This is a genomic window from Mycobacterium sp. 852002-51961_SCH5331710, assembly GCF_001665535.1.
Taxonomy (GTDB): Bacteria; Actinomycetota; Actinomycetes; order Mycobacteriales; family Mycobacteriaceae; genus Mycobacterium.
This window is the reverse complement of the sequence record NZ_LZSQ01000054.1, coordinates 26,206-47,184: the sequence shown is the minus strand read 5'-3', so window position 1 is coordinate 47,184 and position 20,979 is coordinate 26,206. Positions and strand designations below refer to the sequence as shown.

Here is a 20,979-nt window from a genome sequence, read left to right as displayed (position 1 = left end):
GCTCAGTAGAGTTGCGCCAGTGCCCGTCGTCGACATGGTCCTCATCGCATTGGCGGGCTTGGGGGCCGGCGCGATCAACACGCTTGTCGGCTCCGGCACTCTGATCACCTTTCCGACGCTGGTGACGCTGGGCTATCCGCCGGTGACGGCGACGATGTCGAACGCCATCGGTTTGGTGGCCGGCGGGGTGTCGGGCACCTGGGGATACCGCCGCGAACTGCGGGGGCAGTGGCACCGGCTGCGCTGGCAGATCCCGGCGTCGTTCGCCGGAGCGGTGCTGGGCGCGTGGCTGCTGCTACACCTGCCGGAGACGGTGTTCGAGCAGGTTGTGCCCGTGCTGCTGGTCGCGGCGCTCCTGCTGGTGGTCATCGGCCCGCGGATCCAGTCGTATGCACGGACACGGGCCGAGGCCGCCGGGCAATCCGCCGAGCACGTGTCGCGGCGCCGGATGGCCGCCGTCGTCTTCGCGACGTTCGCGGTCGGGATCTACGGCGGCTACTTCACCGCGGCCCAGGGGATTCTGCTGATCGCTGCGATGGGCGCACTGCTGCCCGAGAACATGCAGCGGATGAACGCCGCCAAGAACCTGCTCTCGCTGGTGGTCAACGTGGTGGCCGCCGTGGCGTACACGCTGGTGGCGTTCGACCGGATCAGCTGGGCGGCGGCGGGGTTGATCGCGCTCGGTTCCCTGGTCGGTGGCTTCCTCGGAGCCCGCTACGGCCGTCGACTCTCACCCAACGCGTTGCGTGCGGTCATCGTGGTCGTGGGAATCATCGGTCTGTACCGATTGCTGACTGTCTAGAGCACTTCGGTACGGTTGTACGAAGCCGTCTGACCAGGAGAGGGGAGCGCCGGTGGCCGAACGCCGATTCCACACCGCGCCGTCGGCCCTCTGCGCCCTCGAGCCGTTCTGGCCGTCACGGCGGGTCATCGCCTTCGACGAGTGGTGTCGCGCGCGCATCTGATTCCGCGCCCACCTGTCCATCCGTCGCGCTCATCGCGCTGACCCTTCCGAAAGCAGTCGAACGTATGCGTTCGCTTCTGATATTCACGCTCGTCGGTGTCGGAGCGCAGTTGGTGGACGGTGCCCTGGGCATGGCGTTCGGCGTGACGGCCTCCACGCTGCTGGTGCTCAGCGGACTCGGCGCTGCCCAGGCGAGTGCTGCCGTGCACCTGGCTGAGGTCGGCACGACGCTGGCGTCCGGTCTGTCGCACTGGCGCTTCAAGAACATCGACTGGTCGATCGTGCTGAAGCTGGGCCTGCCCGGTGCGATCGGGGCCTTCGCCGGTGCGACCGTGCTGTCGTCGCTGTCGACCGAGCACGCCGCCCCGCTGATGGCGGCGATCCTGGTCGCGATCGGGGCCTACGTGCTGCTGCGGTTTTCGCTGCGCAACCCTCCGGTGATGCGGCACGGCGAGACGCCGCACACCGCGAAGTTCCTCAGCCCGCTCGGGCTGTTCGGCGGGTTCATCGACGCGTCCGGTGGCGGCGGTTGGGGCCCGGTGACGACGAGCACGCTGCTGTCTCGCGGTAAGACCGCACCGCGCACCGTGATCGGCTCGGTCAGTGCGTCGGAGTTCCTGGTGGCGGCGTCGGCGTCGGTCGGTTTCGGGGTGGGGCTGCGCGAGGAGTTCGTGCAGAACCTGCCGGTGGTGCTCGGTCTGGCCGTGGGTGGGGTGATCGCCGCCCCGTTCGCAGCCTGGCTCGTCAGCCGAATCCGGCCCGCACTGCTGGGGACCGCCGTCGGGGGCGTGATCGTGCTGACCAACAGCCAGAAGCTGGTGCACTACTTCGGTATCCAGTGGCCGTGGTCGACCGGGGTGTACACGCTGATCGTGATCGCTTGGGCGGCAGCGCTTTACGTGGCGTGGCGGTACCGCCGGCCGGTGGAGTCGGTGCCGGCGGCCGACGAGGCCGAGGTGCTGCCGAGCGCTGCTCGGTGATGGGATCAGGACTCACACATAGTTAGGTCCGTGGCCGCAGAGGGTGTCGCCGAAAGTCCGAGTTCCCGTAGAACACCGCGCCAGGTTCGGATGTGCGAATCGCGGCTGTCAGCTGCGGGTCCGTATACCGCCGCATGCGCCAAACCTACTAGTTGCGCACCGTTATGCGTCATCAAAACGCGGTCGGGCTGACAGGATTTGAACCTGCGACCCCTACACCCCCAGTGTAGTGCGCTACCAAGCTGCGCCACAGCCCGCTCGTCCGCCGAGACATCCCGATGGACGCGAGGAACGATACCTTAGCCGTCGGCGGCAGCACGAAACGATCCCCTCTCGCACGCATCGCCGCTGCGAAGCGGCGGCGACTTCACCAGCGCGCGGTCACCTTCTCCGCGATCTGTTTGGCGATGCGTACCGCCGAGTCGCCCGGGTTGGGACTGCAGGTGTTGACGTCGATGATGACGTTGTTCTCCAGCGCGATCGCGTGTCCGCACGCCCACCCCGGTGCGGCGGCCTCCTGCAGCGTCGCGACGGTGCTCAGCACGTCGTCGGCATTGCTGATGGGCCCGACGGTCCACTTGGTCCCGCTCTGCAGGTGGGTGTACTCGTGGCAGGCCGGCCACTGCTCGACGGAAGCGTCGAAGAAGGCGCGCGCCTTCTTCACGAGCGGATACAGCACGACCGCCTGTTTCACGTAGTGGGCGAACTTGTCGCCGTCGTTCAGGCTCTGGTCCCGTTCCGCCTGGAACCCGCTCTCGGCATACACCGGCGCCTCCGCCGCCCCGTCGATGCCGAGGCATTCGCGCGGCTCCATCGTCGCGCTGTTGTCCGACATCGCGCTCGCAGCGCTGGTGACCTCCAGCGTCTGTGATCCCATCGCGGCGTTCAGCTCGCCGGGGTTCAAGAGCAACTCATCCAGCTCGCGCTCCACAAGGGGTCGCGGTATGAGGGTTTGGGTGGGCGTGGGCGTGACCGCGTTGCCGACCGAGCTGGCGCACCCGGCGACCAGTAGACAGACCATCACGGCACCGAGTGCCGTCGCTGGTTGGCGCATGTAATCCTCCCCATGGCAGCCGTGTCCAACCGATCACTCGCGGGGCGATGTCCCCGGCATCGCTGCGCGTGAAGTAATCGTGCAGCAGAGTGGCCACCGACCGGAAGAGGCCATCCGGTGTTTCTGATAACGATGGACGCTGCATCTGGTAACGATTCATGGTCGCCCCCGGTCCCGCACCGTGACCGCAGGGCGCACCCACCAACTGAGTCAGACCTCGGAGACGGTCTGCAACCGTTGTCCACCAACAGGATTGAGCCCGCACGGCATCAGGATGACGAGTCGTCGGAGTCTTCCGAGTCATCGTCGTCGTCGTCATCATCGTCCTCGGAAGAGTCGGAATCCTTGGACTCGCGGTCGTCGGAATCTTTGGACTCATCGTCATCATCTGACTCAGAGTCGGACGACTCCTTCCCATCCTTGGCCTGCGAGCTTTCGTCGAGCTTGTCCGCGAACTTGGTCAGCGCCCGCGCGAGTTGGCGCGCTTCGTGAGGTTCGAGCGAGTCGCCGAACAGCAGCTCCCCGCTGTCGTTCGCTCGCTCGACGTAGACCAGGTTATCCTTCGCCGCGACGTTCCACTGGCCGGACTCGTGCTCTTGCTGCTCGGACATCGTTGTCGCCTCCCCTGTGAGCCTTTTGGCGGTAATACCCACGCCGGTCGGCCGTCAAGCTTCGGAATCTCCGACCACCAGGCACGGACCCTTACCGCGGAGATAGGAAAACCTCTCCGCACATGCGCGGAATCTGACCTCGCGGCGATTACGCAGCCCCTGGTCGAATCGCAATCATTTCTCTCAACACCCCCGCACCGCCCCCGAGAGGAACACCCGACATGACCACCACCCGCCGTACGACCCGCATCCAGTACGCCGCCACCCTCATCGGCGCCCTCGCCGTCTTCGTCTTCGCACCGGCGACGGCCTACGCCGTCGACAACGAGCCCACCCCCGGCGGCGGTGGCTGCACGTACACCGACTCCGACGGCTATCCCATTCCGATCGACGACGGCCAGGACGTCTTCGTCGACGGCAAGATCGTCTCCTGCCGCGGCGGCAAGATCACCATCACCACCGCGCCGGCACGCGGCGGAGCTAACATCCGCCCCTCGTTGCCCGTCACCAAGCTGCCGGTGCTCGCCCGGCTGCCCTGAACCCCTCCCAACGATCGGCCCGCCACCAAACGGTGGCGGGCCAATTCAATGCGGTCGAGGCCCCCATCCGCAGTACATTCCCCGCATGCCGACTCGGTGCCGGCGGGGGCGTCGCGCAATGCCCGGTGACGTCGCGGTCATCGGCGCGGGCCCCGGCGGGCTCGTCGCGGCGCGCTGGCTGACCGCCCAGGGATTCGAGCCCACCATCTACGAGCGAACCGCCCAACTGGGCGGGCAGTGGACAGGCGAACCGGGCTGCAGCGGGGTCTGGCCCGCCATGCACACCAACACCAGCCGCATCCTGACCGCGTTCAGCGACCTCGAGCCCGACGACGGTGCCGTCTTTCCTCCCCGGCCACGAGATTCTTCACTACCTGCATCGCTACGCCGAGATGTTCGACCTCACCCGGCGAATCCGGTTCCTCACCCCGGTGACGAGCGTTCGCCGCGGCGACGGCGGCTGGCTCGTGAGCACCCCCGGCGCCGAGCAGCGATACGAGCGGGTAATCGTCGCCACCGGACGCTTTCAGTCGCCCGCAATCCCGGCCGTCGACGGCCTGTCTACCTTCACCGGCTCCGCTGGAGCACGACCGACCTTCCACTATCGCGGTCCCACCGACTACTGCGGTAAGCGTGTGCTCGTCGCGGGCTGCGCCGTCAGCGCTTTGGAGATCGCCTCCGAATTGGCCCAGCACGGCGTCGAAGTCGTGGTCACTCAGCGCCGCCAGCGTTACGTCCTGCCGAAGTTCGCCGCGGGTGTCCCGTCCGACCACCGCATCTTCACCCGGTACGGGGCATTGGCCGACGAAGCGCTGCCGGTGGCCGAGATCGACCGTCAGCTCAAGGAAATCGTCGTCGACGCCGGCGGAACCCCGCAGCAATACGGCGCCCCCGCGCCCGATCCGTCACTGTTCGCCGCCGGCATCACGTTGAGCCAGCACTACCTGCCCCTGGTTGCCGAGGGTCGCATCCGGGTCCGCCCGTGGATGACGTCGGTCGACGGTACGAACGTGGCGTTCGCCGACGGCCACGCCGAGCAGTTCGACGGCATTCTCTTCGGCACCGGATTCGAGTTGTCGATGCCGTTCCTGGACAACGAGATTCGGTCAACCCTCGACATGGACGCCGTGCACTTCGACGCCGACCGCCACACCTTCCATCCCGACCTTCCCGGCTTGGCGTTCGTCGGGATGTGGGACCAGTCCGGTGGCTACTTCGTGCCGCTCGAGTTGCAGGCGCGCTGGATCGCCTACACGTGGGGCGGCACGATCCGCGCTCCGAGCGATGACGACCAACGCCGTGCGATCACGGCGTACCGCTCGCGCCGGGGGCTGCCGCAGAAGACCCGGATGAATCTCGTGGCGTTGACGTTCGCTCGCGCCGCGGGCGTCGAACCGGGGATCGACAACTGGCCGAAGCTTGCCCGCGCCCTGCTGTTCGGGCCTCTCGCGCCAAGCTGCTTTCGCCTCGAAGGTCCCGACACACTGGACGCGGCACCGGCGCGCTTCGCCCGCGATGCCGCCGCCTTCGGTGCGATCACCTCACCTGAGTTCACCGAGCGTGAGAATGCGTACCTCGCGCTGCTGGGGACCGAGTCCGGCCGCATCGCGTAGTACTACTCAAGCCCGCGGGTGACCATCAAGGCATCCTGAACGCATGTCGCTCACCAAACCCCTGGCCGGCGCCGACGAACTGGCCGCAGACACCCCGCCGACGCGCGACCGCGCCGTCGACGTCGGCCGCCTCGGCGCGCTCCTCGTGGTCATGTTCGGTCATTGCGCGCTGCTGCTGGCCACCATCGACGCCGGCGGTGTGCGGATCGGCAACATCCTCGGCGAGATTCCCGCTCTGGCCCCGGTGACATGGGTCGTGCAGGTCATGCCGTTGTTCTTCCTCGCCGGCGGGGCCGCCGGTGCGTACGGCTGGCATGCGGGCAAGTCGTGGGGGACGTGGCTGGTCGCCCGCGCGCAGCGGCTGTGCCGGCCGGTGTTCTGGTATCTCGCGGCGTGGACGGTCGGGCTGCTCGCGGTGCGGCTGACCCTCGGCGCCGACTCCGCCGCGGATCTCGGCCGCGAATCCGTCGCGCTGCTGTGGTTCCTCGGCGTCTACCTGGTGGTGCTCGCGTTCGTTCCCGCCCTGACCCGACTGTCGACGGGTCGCGGCGTCGCCGTCATGGTGGTCGGGCTGCTGGCCGCGTCGGCAGCGGTCGATGCCATCCGGATCTCCGCGGGCACCCCGATGGCCGGCGTCGCGAACTTCGTCGTCGTCTGGCTGATCCCGGTGGTGTTCGGTGTGGGCTATGCGCGACGGTTGATCAGCCGTCGCGCGGCGCTCGTGACGGCCGCGGCGGCGCTCGCCGCACAGATCGTGGCGGCGGTGGTCGGGCCGTACGAGATCTCGTTGGTCGTCACCGGTACCGAGCACCTGTCGAACGTCTCGCCTCCCACGCTGCTGCTCGCGCTGCACTGCACGTGGATGTCGGCGGCGTTCGTCGCGTGCGCCGGAGCGATCCAGCGGTGGGCTCAGCGACCGCGGGTCTGGTACGTGGTCGCGGTCGGCAACGGGGGAGCGATGACGCTGTACCTGTGGCACATCGTGGCGATCGCCATCGCAGCGTTCTCGTTGCACGCGTTGGGTCTCGACGCGTATGACGTTGACGCACCGCACTTCTGGGTGCTGCTGGCGCTGCGGGCGGCGGTGTTCGCCGTGGTCATGTTCGCCTTGTTCAAACTGCTGTCACCGCTCGAGCACCGCCGCCTTGCGTGGTGGGACGTATCCGTCGAGGCCACCGGCGGGCGGTCGCTCGCCGCAGGTGTGCTGATCGTGCTGGCCGGTGTCGCCTTGGTGCTGCTGGCCAAGAACGGGCTGACCGGGGCGATGGGTTGGACGATGCTGGGGTGCTTTACGGCGTCGGCTGCTTCGGCGCGGGCCATGGCACGGGCTTAGGCCTGGTCCGGACCATCTGGGGCCACCAGAACCAGCGGCCGAGCAGGGCGGCGATCGACGGCGTCATGAACGCGCGGATCACCAAGGTGTCGAACAGCAGGCCCATACCGATCGTCGTGCCCATCTGTGCCACCACGGTCAGTTCGCTGACCACCATCGAGATCATCGTGAACGCGAACACCAAACCCGCCGACGTCACCACGGATCCGCTGCCGCCCATCGCCCGGATGATCCCGGTGTTGATGCCGGCCGGCAGTTCCTCCTTCAACCGGGCGACCAGTAGCAGGTTGTAGTCGGCGCCCACGGCCAACAGGATGATCACCGCCATGGCCATGACCATGAACTGCAGCTCGATGCCGAGAATGTGCTGCCAAACCAGAATCGACAGACCGAAGGAAGCGCCCAGGGACAGCACTACGGTGCCCACGATGACGGCTGCGGCGATGACGCTGCGGGTGATGATGAGCATGATCGTGAAGATCAGTGCCAGGGCCAGGATGCCGGCGATCATCAGGTCGTAGTTGTTGCCGTCCTGCATGTCCTTGAACGCCGCGGCCGTTCCGCCGACGTAGATCGTCGATCCCTCCAACGGGGTGCCCTTGATGGCTTCCTTGGCAGCCTTCTTGATCGCGTCGATGCGTTTGATGCCGTCAGCGTTGAGCGGGTCACCCTCGTGCTGGACGATCATCCGCACGGCGTGGCCGTTGGGCGAGATGAAATTCTCCATACCGCGCTTGAATTCCTCGTTGTCGAAGATCTCTGGCGGCAGATAGAACGTGTCGTCGTTCCACGAGTCGTTGAAGGCGTCGCCCATCGCCGACTGGTTCTCGCTCATGGCGGCTTGCTGATCCTGCAGTCCTCCCTGGGAGGCGTGCATGGTCAGCATCATGGTGCGCATGGTGCGCATCGACTCGATCTGCTCGGGCATCAGCGCCAAGAGTTGTGGCATCAGTGCATCGAGCCGCTCCAGGTCCGGGACCAGATCCTGAACCTTGTCGGTCAGCTTGTTGGTGCCGTCGATGACGTCGAAGATCGACCGCAGCGACCAGCAGACCGGAATGTTGAAACAATGCGGTTCCCAATAGAAGTAGTTCCGCAAGGGACGCAGGAAGTCGTCGAGATCGGCGATGTGATCCCGTAGTTCGGCGGTGTCGACGGCCATGGTCTTGGTCTTCTCGACCATGCTGTGCGTGGTGGCGTTCATCTCGCCCATCAACGCCATCATGCGGGTCATGGTGTCGATGGTTTTCTGCATCTCGTCGGCCTGAACCAGCATGTCGGCCATGCGGTCCTGCATGTACTTGCGGTTCAGATCCTGGTTCACTCCGCCGAGGCTCATCTGCGCGGGAATCGTGCTGAACTCGATCGGCTTGCCGTTGGGGCGGGTGATGGTCTGCACCCGCGAGATGCCCGGCACCCGGAAGACCGCCTTCGCGATCTTGTCGATCACCAGGAAGTCCGCCGAGTTGCGCAGATCCTGATCGCTTTCGATGAGCAGCAACTCGGGGTTCATGGTGGCGGGGGAGAAGTGCCGTTCCGCCGCGGCGAAGCCCTGGTTTGCCGGAAGGTCGGCCGGCAGGTACAGGCGGTCGTTGTAGTTCGGCTGATAGCCGGGCAGGGTCAACAACCCGACCAGCGACAACGCGACGGTCGCGATCAGCACCGGCCCCGGCCAGCGGACGATGACGGCGCCGATCTTTCGCCAACCACGAATGCGCATGGCGCGCTTGGGTTCCAACAACCCGAACCGGCTTCCGATGGTGATGACTGCCGGGCCGAGCGTCAGCGCGACCAACACCGCCGTGGTCATCCCGACCGCCAACGGGATGCCCAGTGACTGGAAGTACGGCAGCCGGGTGAACGTCAGGCAGAAGGTAGCGCCGGCGATCGTCATCCCAGACCCCAACACCACATGAGCGGTGCCGCGGAACATGGTGTAGAACGCCGCCTCCCGGTCCTCGCCCAGTGTGCGCGCCTCCTGGTACCGCCCGATGAGGAAGATCGCGTAGTCGGTGGACGCGGCGATCGCGAGCGTGACAAGGAGGTTCGTCGCGAACGTCGAGAGGCCTATCAGCTCGTGATAGCCCAGGAACGCGACCACTCCGCGCGTGGCCGACAGCGCCATGAAGACCATCACCAGCTGGATGAGCATGGTCACCACCGACCGGTAGACCAGCAACAACATCGTGATGATGACGGCGAACGTGGCGAATTCGATGATCCGGATGCTGCGGTCGCTGGCGATCTGCTGATCGGCGTACATGGCCGACCCGCCGGTCACATAAACCTTCACCCCCGGCGGTGGAGGCAGATCCTCGACGATCTTCTTGACCGCCTCGGCGGACTCGTTCGACAGCGCCTCGCCCATGTTGCCGGCCAGATACACCTGGACGTAGACGGCCTTGCCGTCGGCGCTCACGGCCGCGGCCTCCGTCAGCGGGTCGCCCCAGAAGTCCTGGATGTGCTCGACGTGGCTGCGGTCGGCCCTCAGCCTGTCGATGAGTTCGCCGTAATACTGGCGGGCATCGTCGCCGAGTGGTTGCTCACCCTCTAGGACGATCATCGCCGAGCTGTCGGACTTGAACTCCTCGAAGACCGTGCCGACGCGCTGCATCGCGATCACCGACGGAGCGTCCTTCGGGCTCATCGACACCGACCGCATCTGGCCGACGACCTCGAGCTGCGGCACCGTCACATTCAGCAGCGCGATGAGCGCGATCCAGGCGATGACGATGGGAACGGACAGCCGCCGGATCCACTTGGCGAGCAGAGACCGCGCGGGTGGCGCGGCCTGATCGGTTGAATGCGCGGTGGAAGCGCTCACCAGGAATTCACCTCGGCGGAGCTCCTCCCTACGGTGTTAGGACCGCCTTAGTTACTACCAGATGCGGCGCCCTGACCGGTAGTCAGATCCGGCCCGCAGCGAACTCCGCAGCCTGGTTAACCAATCCCGCCTGAACATACGCGCCGTGGGCACCCATGTCGCGCCCACCCTCGAAGCAGATCGGATCGTTCGGGACGCACAGGTCGATGGTCTTGCCCGCGTAGTCAGTACCCACCGATGGCAGCGGTCCGGGCGACAGCCGATCGGCAAAGCTGCTGCGCGGACCGCCGAACAGCGCGACCGCGGCGACGTGCGGAGCGACCGTCGGCGGCATCGCGGCGGTGGCGACATCCATCACCGCCGCGCCCTGGGAGTAGCCCCCGAGCACCATCTGCGTGGCGGGGCAGCCGGCGGCCACCGCCTGCACGTGGGCGCGGGTGTCCTCGGCGCCCGCGCGGGTGCTCACCGCAAAGTCCCGGCTGGCGGGGTAGTTGACGGCGTACACGCCGACGGATCGGTCGCCGAGGCGGGAGCGCACCGAGTCGACGAAGGCCTGTCCGATACCGCCCACTCCGGGGGGTTCGGTGGTTCCACGGGCGAAGACGACTTCGACGTCCGGGCAGGGCGCCGCCCCGGCGCTGGGAATGACGGTCGGCGCGGACAGCATGGTTGTCGCGGCCAGAAGCACCGCGAACCTGGCGAATGCACTCATACACCTATGTCGCGCCGAGGCGTCCGGACGTGACACCCCGTTCACGGAGCGCGCGGCGGCAAACGGAGCTCGACCGTGAGTCGCCTGGTCGGCGCCTCCTCTTCGAGATGCCGGGAGCCCGGAAGCAAATTATGCTCGCTTCGCCGATCCAGGCGGGAGAGGGAGGCAGCGTTGAAGACGGTGCTCGGGCTGTCGATGACGTCGACAGGTATCGCGTGGGTCCTGGTCGAGAACGGCGACGGTAATCCGAAGACGTTGGACCACGACCACTTCTCCGTGGTCGCCAACGCCACGGACGGCGACATCTCCACACACGAGGCCGCGGTGCGGGGCGCACGGGCGATCGCCTCGGCCAGCGGTCACCGGGTGGACACGATCGGCCTGACCTGGAGCGCCGATGTCGCAGCCAAGGCCGAACTGCTCCGGAAATCGTTGTCCACCAATGGTTTCAGAAAAATAGCACCGGTGCGGATGGCCGATGCCGCTCGATCGTGGGCGCGGGCGCTGGGACCCGGCGGCGAATTCGGCGGGTGCGCGGTGTGCGTCGTGGAGTCCTCGGCCGTGACCGTGGTGTCGGTGCTCGGCGACATCGTCCGCACCGCGATGACGCACATGCGCGAGAGCGCGGACGGCCTCGCCAAGTGGCTCACCAGTTTCTTCGCCGAGGAGGAGATGCAGCCGCAGCGGCTGTACCTGATCGGCGCCCGCGGGGACCTCGAGCTGATCTCCGGCCCGCTCGAGACGGCGCTCGGCATCCCCGTCGTCTCGTCGGAGGAGGTCCAACTCGCACTGGCCCGGGGCGCCGCGCTGTCCGGACCCGTGGTCGAGGCCGCCGCGGCGGCCGAGCCCGCGGCGAAATCGACCGAGCTGCGCTCTCGGCGCCGGCTGAGTTCACACGGCCGGGCGGCGATGGTCCTCGCGGTGGGTGTCGTCGCCTTGTTCGCGTTCGGTCCGGAGCTGGCCCGGTGGGACGCGCCGCAAACCAGGGTCGGTCCGTCGGCCGAGACACCGATCGAACCCGCCGCCGTGGTGTCGGACTCGAACCCGTCGATCAGCGTCCACGCCGTTCCGTCGGCGCCCGTCGTCCCGATCGTGGTGAAGCAAGTGATCGCCAAAGCGGTGACAGCGCCGATTCTGCCGACCGCGCGGCCGGCCGAAACAGACGACGTCACGGTGGAGCCCGCCGCCGCGCCGGTTCTCACCACAGCACCGGCCACGGAATCAGTGGTACCGGCGGCCGAGGTGAGTCAGCCGCCAGAAGCCGTCGCCGTCGTGCAGGCGGCTCCGCCGTCTCCGCAGCTCACAGCTCCGCCGACGTATGCGCCACCGCCGGACCCGGTCCAGCTGGCCTTGAGCCCGCTGTTCGGTGGGCTGCCCTAGAGCCGATCTACGGCGTGGCGGTCCAGTTCCAGATCTCGGGCTGGCTCGGCGGGTAGTTCATGCACACCTCGGTGGCGTGTGCGACGACACCCTTGTTGTTGAAGAACAGCTTGGCCCAGTTGCCCCAGCGGGTGGCCATCTGCTCGTAGTAGACGTTGGTTGCGGTGTTCTCTGAATACTGGCGACGGCCGGCGTAGTCCAACGAGAAGAACCAGTAGATCCGGTCGCGGGCGCCCTTCTGCACATCGGCGGGCCGGTTGTGGTAATCGATCATGTAGCGCTCGAAGTAGAACGGATCCTCATCACGCGCGGCGGCCATGTACTGGTCGACCGTGCACGGGGTCCGCATGATCCGGTTGGGGATCGGATAGTCGTCCGTGGCGTCCGCGCCAGCGGTGGCCGGGAACAGCATCGCCGCGCAGCCCAGCGAGGCCAGCGCAATTGTCGCTTTACGAAACACTTTTCGGGCTCCTAGCTCTCGCTGTGGTCACGGGCTTGGTCGAGAATCGGCAGACGGTCGGGGCAGTAGAAGCGCAGCGCGCCCGCCAGGAACTTCCACGCCTGGTCGGTGCTGTCCTGGCCTTTCGCCAGCTGTTTCTGAACGAACTGCGCCGAGGCGAAGGCGTCACGGTCGACACCCTTGCGTATCCGCTTGCACGTGATCTTGCCGATCCAGGCGTTGTAGTCCTTCTGCCCGTAGATCCCGTAGGTGTGCAACTCGTTGGTGAAGTCGGTGTCGATGTCCTGCGCCTGGGCGGGCGCCGCCACCACGAGCGCGGCCGCCGCGGTGGCTACTCCAACAATCAGTCGTTTCATGACTGTGCTCCTTCCCCCCCTGACGGCGTCAGTTCCCTCGGTTTCGGCCACGGTACAGGCACTGGACGTTCTCGCACCCGCTGTGGCCACCAGAACCACTTACCCATGAGCGCCGCGATGGACGGCGTCATGAATGCCCGGATCACAAGAGTATCGAACAGCAGGCCAAGTCCGATGGTTGTTCCGACTTGTCCGATGACTGTCAATTCGCTGACAGCCATCGACATCATCGTAAACGCAAAGACCAGGCCGGCTGAGGTGACAACGGAACCGCTGCCGCCCATCGCCCTGATGATGCCGGTCCTGATGCCCGCATGCAGCTCTTCCTTGAGCCGCGACACGAGCAGCAAGTTGTAGTCGGCGCCGACGGCCAACAGGATGATGATGGCCATCGCCATGACCATCCAGTGCAACTCGACGCCGATGATGTGCTGCCAGATCAGGATCGACAGGCCGAACGACGCGCCGAGCGAGATCACCACCGTGCCAACGATTACCGCAGCGGCCACCACGGCGCGGGTCAGCAGCAGCATGATGGTGAAGATCAGCGCGAGCGCGAGGATCGCCGCGATCATCAGGTCGTAGCTGTTGCCGTCGGACATGTCCTTGTAGACCGCCGCGGTGCCGGCGAGGTAGATCTTGGAGCCCTCCAGTGGAGTGCCCTTGATGGCCTCCTTGGCGGCCTGCTTGATCGAGTCGATCCGCGCGATGCCTTCGGGAGTCATCGGGTCGCCGTCATGGGCGACGATGAACCGCACCGATTTGCCGTCCGGCGAGATGAAGTTCTCCATGCCCTTCTTGAACTCTTCGTTGTCGAAGACTTCCGGCGGGAGGTAGAACGAGTCGTCGTTCATCGACGCGTCGAAGGCATCACCCATGGCAGTGGAGTTCTCCTGCATGGCTGCCATCTGGTCCTGCATGCCCTTTTGCGACGAGTACATCGTCAGCATCATCGTCCGCATCGTCTTCATCGTTTCAATCATCGGCGGCATGAGCGTGACCATCTGCGGCATCAGCTTGTCCAGCCGCTCCATGTCGGGCAGCAGGTTCTGGATGTCGTCGGTCATCGTGTCGATGCCGTCGAGGGTGTCGAACACCGATCGGAACGCCCAGCAGATCGGGATGTTGAAGCAGTGCGGTTCCCAGTAGAAGTAATTGCGAATAGGCCGGAAGAAGTCGTCGAAGTTCGCGATGTTGTCGCGCAGCTCGGCCACGTCGACGGTCATGTCCTTCATCTTCGTGACCATGCTGTGCGTGGTCGCGGCCATCTCCTCGGTGAGCTTGGACATCCGCTCCATGTTCGCGATGGTCTTGGCCATCTCGTCGGCCTGAACCAGCATGTCGGCCATCCGGTCCTGCAGGTACTTCTGGTTCATCTGCTGGGTGGTGCCCTGCATGCTGATCTGGAACGGAATCGAGGTGTGCTCGATGGGCTTGCCGTCGGGCCGGGTGATCGCCTGCACGCGCGAGATGCCGGGCACCCGGAAGACCTGCTTGGCGATCTTGTCGATGACCAGGAAGTCCGCGGAGTTGCGCAGGTCGTGATCGCTTTCGACCATCAGCAGTTCGGGGTTCATGCGGGCTTGTGAGAAGTGTCGGTCGGCGGCCGCGTAACCCTGGTTGGCAGGCAGGTCGGCGGGCAGGTAGTTCCGGTCGTTGTAGTTGGTGCGGTAACCGGGCAGGGCCAGCAGGCCCACCAGCGACAGGGCCACCGTCGCGACCAGGATCGGACCGGGCCAGCGCACCACCGCAGCGCCGAGCTTGCGCCAGCCGCGCACCCGCATCGCCCGCTTCGGTTCGAGGATCTTGCCGAACCGGCTCGCGAAGCTGATGATCGCCGGTCCCAGCGTCAGGGCGGCGAAGACCGATGTGACCATGCCGATGGCCAGCGGCACACCCATGGTCTGGAAGTAGGGCAGTCGGGTGAAGCTCAGGCAGAACAGCGCGCCGGCGATCGTCAGGCCCGAGCCCAGCACGACGTGCGCCGTGCCGTGGAACATCGTGTAGTACGCGGTTTCCCGGTCTTCGCCGAGTCCGCGCGCCTCCTGATAGCGGCCGGTCAAGAAGATCGCGTAGTCGGTTCCCGCGGCGATCGCCAACGTCACCAACAGGTTCGTCGCGAACGTGGAGAGGCCGATGATCTCGTGGTAGCCGAGGAATGCGACGACCCCACGGGCGGCGGACAGCTGCAAGACGACCATCACCAGCGTCAGCAACACCGTGATGATCGAGCGGTACACCAGCAGCAGCATCGTGATGATCACGGTGAACGTGAGCGCCTCGATCATCCGCATGCTGCGGTCACCGGCGATGTGCTGATCGGCCGCGAGGGCCGCCGGGCCGGTCACGTAGACCTTGACGCCGGGCGGTGGCTGCATGTCGGCGACGAGTTTCTGAACCGCTTCGACCGACTCGTTGGCCAGCGCCTCGCCCTGGTTACCGGACAGGTAGACCTGCACGTAGGCGGCTTTACCGTCGCTGCTCTGGGCGCCGGAGGCCGTCAGCGGATCGCTCCAGAAGTCCTGGACGCTTTGGACGTGCTTCTTGTCGGCCTCCAGCTTGGAGACCATCTCGCCGTAGAAGGCGCGGGTGTCCTCACCGAGAGGTTCTTCACCCTCGATGACGATCATCGCCGAGCTGTCGGAGTCGTACTCCTCGAAGACGTGCCCGACGCGCTTCATCGCGATCATCGACGGCGCGAAGTCCGGGCTCATCGAGACCGCACGCATCTGTCCGACCGTTTCCAGTTGCGGCACAGCCACATTGACGACCGCGATGATCGCAATCCAGCCCAGGATGATCGGCACCGCGAAAGCGCGGATCGCGCGGGGGATGAAGGGCCGCTTGGCGTGCCGAACGGGAGGGAAGGCGTCCGTTCGAGCCTCGTTCGTCGGTGAGGTCATGCGGATTTCACGAAGCAGAAGGTTTGGGCATTCACGCCGGTGGAGGTTCTTTCGTCCTTGATCTCGTCATCGACCGTGATCCGGCAGGTGATGCTCTGGCCGTCGCCTTGCGCCACGATGTTGGGCGCGGCCGACGGCGCTGTGGTCTGCAGCGTCAGCGTCCACGGCAACGATGCGCCGTCGATCCGTTGGGGCCTCGCGTCGAGGTCGAGATAGTTGATGTCCGCATACGTGCCGGTGCCGAAGATCTCGTACTTGACGACCTTGGGATCGAAGGGCTCGGGGTCCTCCGCGAACACTCGGGGAGTGACGATGATGCCCTCGGCCCCGAAGAAGGTCCGGATGCGGCTGACCGTGAAGCCCGCAATCGTCACCACGACGATGATCACGATGGGCAGCCAGATCTTCCTTGCGCGTCGGAGCATTACCGTCCCCGCCCGATGCAACCCATATCCGCCCTCAAGTCGTATTCGTCGCTGTGCATGTCTTCGTGCGTAACTTAGCCCATATAAGTTCTCATTGAGCCCCAGGTTAACTCAAGTCAGAGTGCTGCTGGTCACCCGTGTCGATACGATGTGATCCAGGTCACGATGGCTTGATTTCGAAGCGGTCCAGATAGCGTTCGATGAACGCCTCCGCCTCGGCATGACCTCGGGTTATGCCGAGTCCCCGTTCGAGCAGGACGATGCGGGCCAAGCTCGTCACGATCATAGACATCACGACGGGCGGGAACGCCTCCACGTCCGCGCCGTGGGCCTTCATCGCCTCGGCCACCACGGATTCTTCGACGCCGCCGAACCTCTCGGCGTAGGCCGCGATCTCACTGCGAATGGCTTTGCGGTGGTTCGCCAACGCCATGAACTCCATGAACAGCCGGGCACCGTGAGTGCTGTTGAGTCGCCACAGCGCATGCAGGGGTTCCTCGGCCTCCGCCGCTTCCCTCTGGCGAGCGAGGTTGGCCTCGGCGCCTTCGCGCAGCACGGCCAGGAACAGATCGTCCATGCTCGGGAAGTAGTAGTGCACGAGTGCGGGCTTCACGCCGGCCCGCGCCGCGACCCGCCGCGACGTAGCCGCGGCGTAGCCCTCTTCCAGCATGACCTGCGCGGTGGCCTCGATCAGGGCCGAGCGCGCGGCCGACTCGCGGCCACCCCTTGACCGGTCGCCGACGGGGCTGCTAGACATGGCGCCAGCTTAGATGTTGGGCGATCGCCCAACAAGCAAGGGGAGCTGCGACGATGGCGCAGCCCGCAGCCTCCTGAAGCAGGGGAGATCCGATGACCGCAGTTGATCAGAAGGCGCACGGCAGCGCCGTCTACTACGACCCGTACCGGGTGGACATCGTCGCGGACCCGTATCCCACGTACGCCCGGTTGCGGGAAGAGGCGCCGCTCTACTACAACGAGGCCTACGACTTCTGGGCGTTGTCACGACATGAGGACGTCGAGCGGGCCCTGCTCGACTGGCAGACCTTCTCCAACAGCCGCGGCGACATCCTCGAGCTCATCCAGTCGGAGTTCGACATGCCCAAGGGCGTGATGATGATGGAGGACCCGCCGGTTCACACGATGTTGCGCGGCCTCATGTCGCGGGTGTTCACGCCCCGCCGGATGGCCGCGCTCGAGGACCAGATCCGTCAGTACTGCGTGAACTGCCTCGATCCACTGGTGGGCGCCGACCGCTTCGACATCATCGCCGAGCTCGCGTCGATGATGCCGATGCGCGTCATCGGAATGCTGCTGGGCATACCGGAATCCGAGCAGGTGTCGGTGCGCGACGCCAACGACGCGAGCCTGCGCACCAAGCCCGGCTCACCGATGAAGGTCGTGCGCGCGGACAAGATCGCCGACGGCAGCATCTACGCCGAATACGTTGACTGGCGGGCTAAGAATCCCTCCGACGACCTGATGACCGCCCTTCTCAACGTCGAGTTCGAGGACGAGAACGGGGTGACCCGCAAGCTGACGCGCAAGGAGATCCTGCACTACACGCAGGTGGTCGCCGGCGCCGGTAACGAGACGACGGGCCGGCTCATCGGCTGGCTGGCCATGGTGCTCGCCGCGCACCCGGATCAGCGCCGCGAGGTCGTCGAAGACCGGTCGCTGTTGCAGCGCGTCGTCGACGAGACGCTGCGGTACGAGCCGACCGGTCACAACGTGGCGCGTTTGGTCACACGCGAATTCGAGGCCCACGGTCGCACCGTGCCAGCCGGTAGCGCGATGTTGCTGATGTTCGGTGCGGCCAACCGCGATCCGCGGCGCTATGACAATCCCGACGTGTTCGACATCCGCCGGGACAACATCAGCCACATCACCTTCGGCAAAGGCGTGCACTACTGCTTGGGCGCCAACCTCGCCCGGCTGGAGGGACGCGTCGCGCTCGACGAGCTGCTGAACCGCTGGCCGGAGTGGGACATCGACGCCGAGACCGCGCGGCTGGCTCCGACGTCGACGGTCCGCGGCTGGGAGCGCCTCGACGTGGTGGTGTCCTAGCCTGCCGATGCGTTGACGGGTCGATCGCACGTACCCGGTACGGGGAATCAACCCGTCAAGCGAAGAAAAACCTGTTTGCGACGGCTCCATTCGGGGCAAGCTCGACCCATGAGCAAGATCATTTCGCGTGCCATGATCGTCGCCGCGACCGCCGCCCCGCTAGCCGCGTTCTCGATCGCCGCTGCGGCATCCGGTGCCGCCCAACCCATCAACTGTCCGAACGGACAATGGTGGGATCCGGTCGACAACGTGTGCCGGGGGCCAGTGGCGACCACGCCGTTGGCGTGCGCGCCGGGCGAGTACTGGAATCCGATCACCAACGTGTGCCGACCGCTCGGTCAGTACTAAGCGCCGCGCGCTCGGTGGAGGCGGCCGTCAGGCGAGCGCGTAATCGATGACGCCCCGGATGATCTCGCCGTTCAGCAGGTCCTCGTAGGCGGCGTTGATGTCGTCGAGACGGTATCGGCGGGTGATCATCTCGTCGAGCTGGAGCCGTCCGGACGTGTAGAGGCTTGCCAGCCGGTCGATGTCGGCACGCGGGTTGCACGAACCGAACACGGTTCCGACGAGGTTCTTGTTCCAGAGGATGAAGTCCTGCAGCGCGATCTTCACCGATCGCGTTGTCTGAGCCGTCATCCCGGTCAGCACGCAGGTGCCGCCCTTGCGTGTCAGCTTCAGGTAGGCGTTGACGTCCTCACCCGCGATCAGCGACGGCGCCGCAACCACGCTGTCCGCCATCACGCCTGCGGTGAGGTCCCGGACGAGGTCCAGCGCTTCAACGAGCGTCGAAACGCTGTGTGTGGCACCGAAGCGCAGCGCCGCCTTCTGTTTGAACTCGACCGGGTCGACGGCCACGATCTGCGCCGCACCGTTGATCCGCGCGCCCTGGATCGCCGCCGTCCCGATACCGCCCGCCCCGACCACCACGACGGTGTCCCCACCGCGCACGTTGGCGCGGTTCGCCGCCGACCCGTAGCCGGTCGGGACGGCGCACGACAGCAGCGCGCTGGGGACCAGCGGCAGATGTGGGTCGATCTTGACCAGCGAATGCGCCGACACCACGGTGTGCCGGGCGAAGGCGCCCACCTTCGACAGATGACCGAGCGGACGACCGTCGAGCGTGTGGTGGCGGAACGTGCCGTCGGTCGGCATCCCGGGCACCATTGTCCCGGCCCCCTCGTCGCACAGGTACTCCACGCCTGAGGCACACCACCGGCACCGTCCGCACACCGCCACGAACGACAGCACGACGTGATCGCCGACCGCGAAGTCGTCCACCCCGTCGCCGATCTCGACAACGGTGCCGGAACCCTCATGCCCACCGATCGTGGGGAACATCGGCGTCAGACCGTACTCGTGGGCAACGTCGTTGGAGATGGACATGTCGCCCTTGAGGATGTGATCGTCGGAATGGCACAGCCCGGCAGCGGCCATCTCGACGAGCACCTCGCCGGCGCGCGGCGGATCGAGCTCGAACTCCTCGACCGACCAGGGACCGCCGACGTCGTGCAGGATTGCCGCGCGACTCCTCATCGCGTCGGACGGAAGGTGACCGGCAGATGGATGGGGGAGCGGAACGGCAGACCGGCGAGCCGGGTGTCGCCGTCGATCTGCAGCTCGAAATCGGTTGCGCGGTCGAACAAACTGGTCAACATCACCCGGGTCTCCACGCGGGCCAGGTGCATGCCCAGGCAACTGTGAAGCCCGCCCGCGAACGAGGTGTGCGCACGCCGCGGCCGATGAATATCGAAGACATCGGCGTTCTCCCACCGCTTTTCGTCGCGGTTAGCCGAACCGATGCAGAGGTTCACCTGCGCGCCCTCCGGGATTCCGATGCCATGCACCTCGACGTCGCGGGTCGTGCACCGCGGGACCGTCACCAACGGTGTTTCGAACCGCAGTCCCTCCTCGATCGCGGCGGGTATGAGTTCGCGGTCGCGCTCGACCGCGGCGAGCTGCTCGGGATGGGTCAACAGCAGGTACAGCAGGTTGCCCGACGACCGGTACGTGGTCTCCAGCCCGGCCGGAAGCAACAGTCGCAGAAACGAGATGATCGCCTCGTCGGTGAGCTTCTCACCGTCGATCTCGGCGCCGACCAGATCGCCGATGATGTCGTCGGTCATCCGGCGGCGCCGCTGGTCGATCTGAGCCTGGAAGTACTCGCCGAGTTCCACCGATGCGGTCAGGCCCGCCTCGATGTCGTCGGTGATGGATATCAGCTCGAACGACAAGCGGCGGAACAGGTCGAGATCCTCCTGGGGGAGCCCCAGCAGCGCCGCCGTGACGCGGGTGGGGAACTCGAACGTCATGGCCTTGACCAGATCGACCTCACCGTCGTCGAGGAACTCCTCGACCAGCCGATCGCAGATCGGCACGATCACCTCTGGTTCCCACTGCGCCAATGCGCTCTGGCGGAACGCGTTGGAGATCAGGCCGCGGTGGTCGTGGTGCTGCTTGCCGTGCATGCCGAGGATCGTCGGCCCGAACACTATCTCGATCGTGCGGTGGTAGACCTGCGAGCCGTAGACGTCGCAGTCCCGGAAAGCGGCGAACACGCTCTCGTAGTCGAACAGCGTCCATTCCTCCGGCGGAAGCAACTCCGGCGGCATCTGCGAGGTGTCCATGATGGTGCCGCGCCACACGGGGTCGGTGCTGCGCATGTAGGCGAAGAAGCCGTACGGATCGCTCGAAACGTCAGGGGCAGTCTGGTTCTTCGGACCGGTGCTGATCGTCACCTTGCCTCCCGGCAGCGGGGTTGGCG

Annotated in this window: 19 protein-coding genes, 1 tRNA gene and 1 pseudogene; 9 read left to right on the top strand and 12 right to left on the bottom strand. The window is 66.1% G+C overall.

Features of this window, described 5'->3' with window-relative positions:
• Positions 1-34: 34 nt before the first annotated feature.
• Together A5752_RS09435 and A5752_RS09430 are read left to right on the top strand one after the other, a co-directional pair.
• Positions 35-802, top strand: a complete 768-nt coding sequence (locus tag A5752_RS09435; RefSeq protein WP_082963818.1) for a sulfite exporter TauE/SafE family protein — start codon at positions 35-37, stop codon at positions 800-802.
• 227 nt (positions 803-1,029) lie between these two features.
• Positions 1,030-1,944: a sulfite exporter TauE/SafE family protein gene (locus A5752_RS09430; protein ID WP_067084581.1), complete on the top strand. Its 915-nt coding sequence runs from the start codon at positions 1,030-1,032 to the stop codon at positions 1,942-1,944.
• A gap of 183 nt (positions 1,945-2,127) precedes the next feature.
• On the opposite strand, the gene A5752_RS09425 is transcribed toward A5752_RS09430, so the two are convergent.
• The 3 genes from A5752_RS09425 to A5752_RS09415 form a co-directional block, all read right to left on the bottom strand.
• Positions 2,128-2,201: transfer RNA gene (locus A5752_RS09425), tRNA-Pro, on the bottom strand.
• A 110-nt stretch (positions 2,202-2,311) separates the two neighbouring features.
• Entirely contained in the window at positions 2,312-2,998 is a 687-nt protein-coding gene (locus tag A5752_RS09420; protein WP_067084579.1) for a sensor domain-containing protein, read from the bottom strand.
• 269 nt (positions 2,999-3,267) lie between these two features.
• Entirely contained in the window at positions 3,268-3,651 is a 384-nt protein-coding gene (locus A5752_RS09415; protein ID WP_156613732.1) for a hypothetical protein, read from the bottom strand.
• A gap of 179 nt (positions 3,652-3,830) precedes the next feature.
• Between A5752_RS09415 and A5752_RS09410 the strand changes: the two genes are divergently transcribed.
• The 4 genes and pseudogenes from A5752_RS09410 (at position 3,831) to A5752_RS09400 (ending at position 7,094) form a co-directional block, all read left to right on the top strand.
• Positions 3,831-4,148, top strand: a complete 318-nt coding sequence (locus A5752_RS09410) for a hypothetical protein (RefSeq protein WP_067084576.1) — start codon at positions 3,831-3,833, stop codon at positions 4,146-4,148.
• A gap of 85 nt (positions 4,149-4,233) precedes the next feature.
• Positions 4,234-4,413, top strand: a pseudogene (locus A5752_RS28160) (NAD(P)-binding protein); the annotation flags it as partial.
• Between the two features lie 70 nt (positions 4,414-4,483).
• Positions 4,484-5,761: a flavin-containing monooxygenase gene (locus A5752_RS09405; protein WP_286159386.1), complete on the top strand. Its 1,278-nt coding sequence runs from the start codon at positions 4,484-4,486 to the stop codon at positions 5,759-5,761.
• Positions 5,762-5,804: 43 nt separating this feature from the next.
• Complete coding sequence (locus A5752_RS09400; protein WP_067084574.1) at positions 5,805-7,094, top strand: acyltransferase family protein; 1,290 nt, start codon at positions 5,805-5,807, stop codon at positions 7,092-7,094.
• On the opposite strand, the gene A5752_RS09395 is transcribed toward A5752_RS09400, so the two are convergent.
• A complete protein-coding gene (locus A5752_RS09395) occupies positions 7,051-9,864 on the bottom strand; it encodes an MMPL/RND family transporter (protein WP_502686706.1) in 2,814 nt (937 codons plus the stop codon). The two genes, A5752_RS09400 and A5752_RS09395, sit on opposite strands and share 44 nt — an antisense overlap.
• 136 nt (positions 9,865-10,000) lie before the next feature.
• A complete protein-coding gene (locus A5752_RS09390; RefSeq protein ID WP_067084570.1) occupies positions 10,001-10,630 on the bottom strand; it encodes a cutinase family protein in 630 nt (209 codons plus the stop codon).
• Between the two features lie 180 nt (positions 10,631-10,810).
• On the opposite strand from A5752_RS09390, the gene A5752_RS09385 reads away from it, so the two are divergent.
• Positions 10,811-12,010 (top strand): DUF7159 family protein, encoded by a 1,200-nt coding sequence (locus A5752_RS09385; RefSeq protein ID WP_067084568.1) that lies wholly within the window; start codon positions 10,811-10,813, stop codon positions 12,008-12,010.
• 7 nt (positions 12,011-12,017) lie between these two features.
• On the opposite strand, the gene A5752_RS09380 is transcribed toward A5752_RS09385, so the two are convergent.
• The 5 genes from A5752_RS09380 to A5752_RS09360 form a co-directional block, all read right to left on the bottom strand.
• Positions 12,018-12,422, bottom strand: a complete 405-nt coding sequence (locus A5752_RS09380; protein WP_082963815.1) for a DUF5078 domain-containing protein — start codon at positions 12,420-12,422, stop codon at positions 12,018-12,020.
• A gap of 59 nt (positions 12,423-12,481) precedes the next feature.
• Positions 12,482-12,826: a DUF732 domain-containing protein gene (locus A5752_RS09375; protein WP_067084565.1), complete on the bottom strand. Its 345-nt coding sequence runs from the start codon at positions 12,824-12,826 to the stop codon at positions 12,482-12,484.
• On the bottom strand, positions 12,823-15,729 hold the full coding sequence (locus A5752_RS09370) for an MMPL/RND family transporter (RefSeq protein WP_067084564.1): 2,907 nt from the start codon (positions 15,727-15,729) through the stop codon (positions 12,823-12,825). The genes A5752_RS09375 and A5752_RS09370 overlap by 4 nt, the downstream gene beginning before the upstream one ends.
• A complete protein-coding gene (locus A5752_RS09365; protein WP_067084563.1) occupies positions 15,726-16,154 on the bottom strand; it encodes an MmpS family transport accessory protein in 429 nt (142 codons plus the stop codon). Before A5752_RS09365 ends, A5752_RS09370 begins: the two co-directional genes overlap by 4 nt.
• Positions 16,155-16,314: 160 nt before the next feature.
• Complete coding sequence (locus A5752_RS09360; protein ID WP_082963814.1) at positions 16,315-16,911, bottom strand: TetR/AcrR family transcriptional regulator; 597 nt, start codon at positions 16,909-16,911, stop codon at positions 16,315-16,317.
• Between the two features lie 92 nt (positions 16,912-17,003).
• On the opposite strand from A5752_RS09360, the gene A5752_RS09355 reads away from it, so the two are divergent.
• Positions 17,004-18,218, top strand: a complete 1,215-nt coding sequence (locus tag A5752_RS09355; RefSeq protein WP_067084561.1) for a cytochrome P450 — start codon at positions 17,004-17,006, stop codon at positions 18,216-18,218.
• Positions 18,219-18,326: 108 nt separating this feature from the next.
• Positions 18,327-18,566, top strand: a complete 240-nt coding sequence (locus A5752_RS09350; RefSeq protein ID WP_067084559.1) for a hypothetical protein — start codon at positions 18,327-18,329, stop codon at positions 18,564-18,566.
• A gap of 27 nt (positions 18,567-18,593) precedes the next feature.
• Here A5752_RS09350 and A5752_RS09345 read toward each other — a convergent pair whose 3' ends face one another.
• Both A5752_RS09345 and A5752_RS09340 read right to left on the bottom strand, forming a co-directional pair.
• Positions 18,594-19,751, bottom strand: coding sequence for a Zn-dependent alcohol dehydrogenase (locus tag A5752_RS09345; protein ID WP_067084557.1), 1,158 nt, complete (start codon positions 19,749-19,751; stop codon positions 18,594-18,596).
• Entirely contained in the window at positions 19,748-20,953 is a 1,206-nt protein-coding gene (locus tag A5752_RS09340; RefSeq protein WP_067084555.1) for a cytochrome P450, read from the bottom strand. Before A5752_RS09340 ends, A5752_RS09345 begins: the two co-directional genes overlap by 4 nt.
• Positions 20,954-20,979: the final 26 nt, after the last annotated feature.

What these genes read in the sequence shown, in the direction of transcription:
- A5752_RS09435 (WP_082963818.1), top strand. Translation starts at nt 35, where the DNA reads ATGGTCCTCATCGCATTGGCGGGCTTGGGGGCCGGCGCGATCAACACG.
- A5752_RS09430 (WP_067084581.1), top strand. Translation starts at nt 1,030, where the DNA reads ATGCGTTCGCTTCTGATATTCACGCTCGTCGGTGTCGGAGCGCAGTTG.
- A5752_RS09420 (WP_067084579.1), bottom strand. Translation starts at nt 2,998, where the DNA reads ATGCGCCAACCAGCGACGGCACTCGGTGCCGTGATGGTCTGTCTACTG.
- A5752_RS09410 (WP_067084576.1), top strand. Translation starts at nt 3,831, where the DNA reads ATGACCACCACCCGCCGTACGACCCGCATCCAGTACGCCGCCACCCTC.
- A5752_RS09400 (WP_067084574.1), top strand. Translation starts at nt 5,805, where the DNA reads ATGTCGCTCACCAAACCCCTGGCCGGCGCCGACGAACTGGCCGCAGAC.
- A5752_RS09390 (WP_067084570.1), bottom strand. Translation starts at nt 10,630, where the DNA reads ATGAGTGCATTCGCCAGGTTCGCGGTGCTTCTGGCCGCGACAACCATG.
- A5752_RS09380 (WP_082963815.1), bottom strand. Translation starts at nt 12,422, where the DNA reads ATGCTGTTCCCGGCCACCGCTGGCGCGGACGCCACGGACGACTATCCG.
- A5752_RS09375 (WP_067084565.1), bottom strand. Translation starts at nt 12,826, where the DNA reads ATGAAACGACTGATTGTTGGAGTAGCCACCGCGGCGGCCGCGCTCGTG.
- A5752_RS09370 (WP_067084564.1), bottom strand. Translation starts at nt 15,729, where the DNA reads ATGACCTCACCGACGAACGAGGCTCGAACGGACGCCTTCCCTCCCGTT.
- A5752_RS09365 (WP_067084563.1), bottom strand. Translation starts at nt 16,154, where the DNA reads ATGCTCCGACGCGCAAGGAAGATCTGGCTGCCCATCGTGATCATCGTC.
- A5752_RS09360 (WP_082963814.1), bottom strand. Translation starts at nt 16,911, where the DNA reads ATGTCTAGCAGCCCCGTCGGCGACCGGTCAAGGGGTGGCCGCGAGTCG.
- A5752_RS09355 (WP_067084561.1), top strand. Translation starts at nt 17,004, where the DNA reads ATGACCGCAGTTGATCAGAAGGCGCACGGCAGCGCCGTCTACTACGAC.
- A5752_RS09350 (WP_067084559.1), top strand. Translation starts at nt 18,327, where the DNA reads ATGAGCAAGATCATTTCGCGTGCCATGATCGTCGCCGCGACCGCCGCC.
- A5752_RS09345 (WP_067084557.1), bottom strand. Translation starts at nt 19,751, where the DNA reads ATGAGGAGTCGCGCGGCAATCCTGCACGACGTCGGCGGTCCCTGGTCG.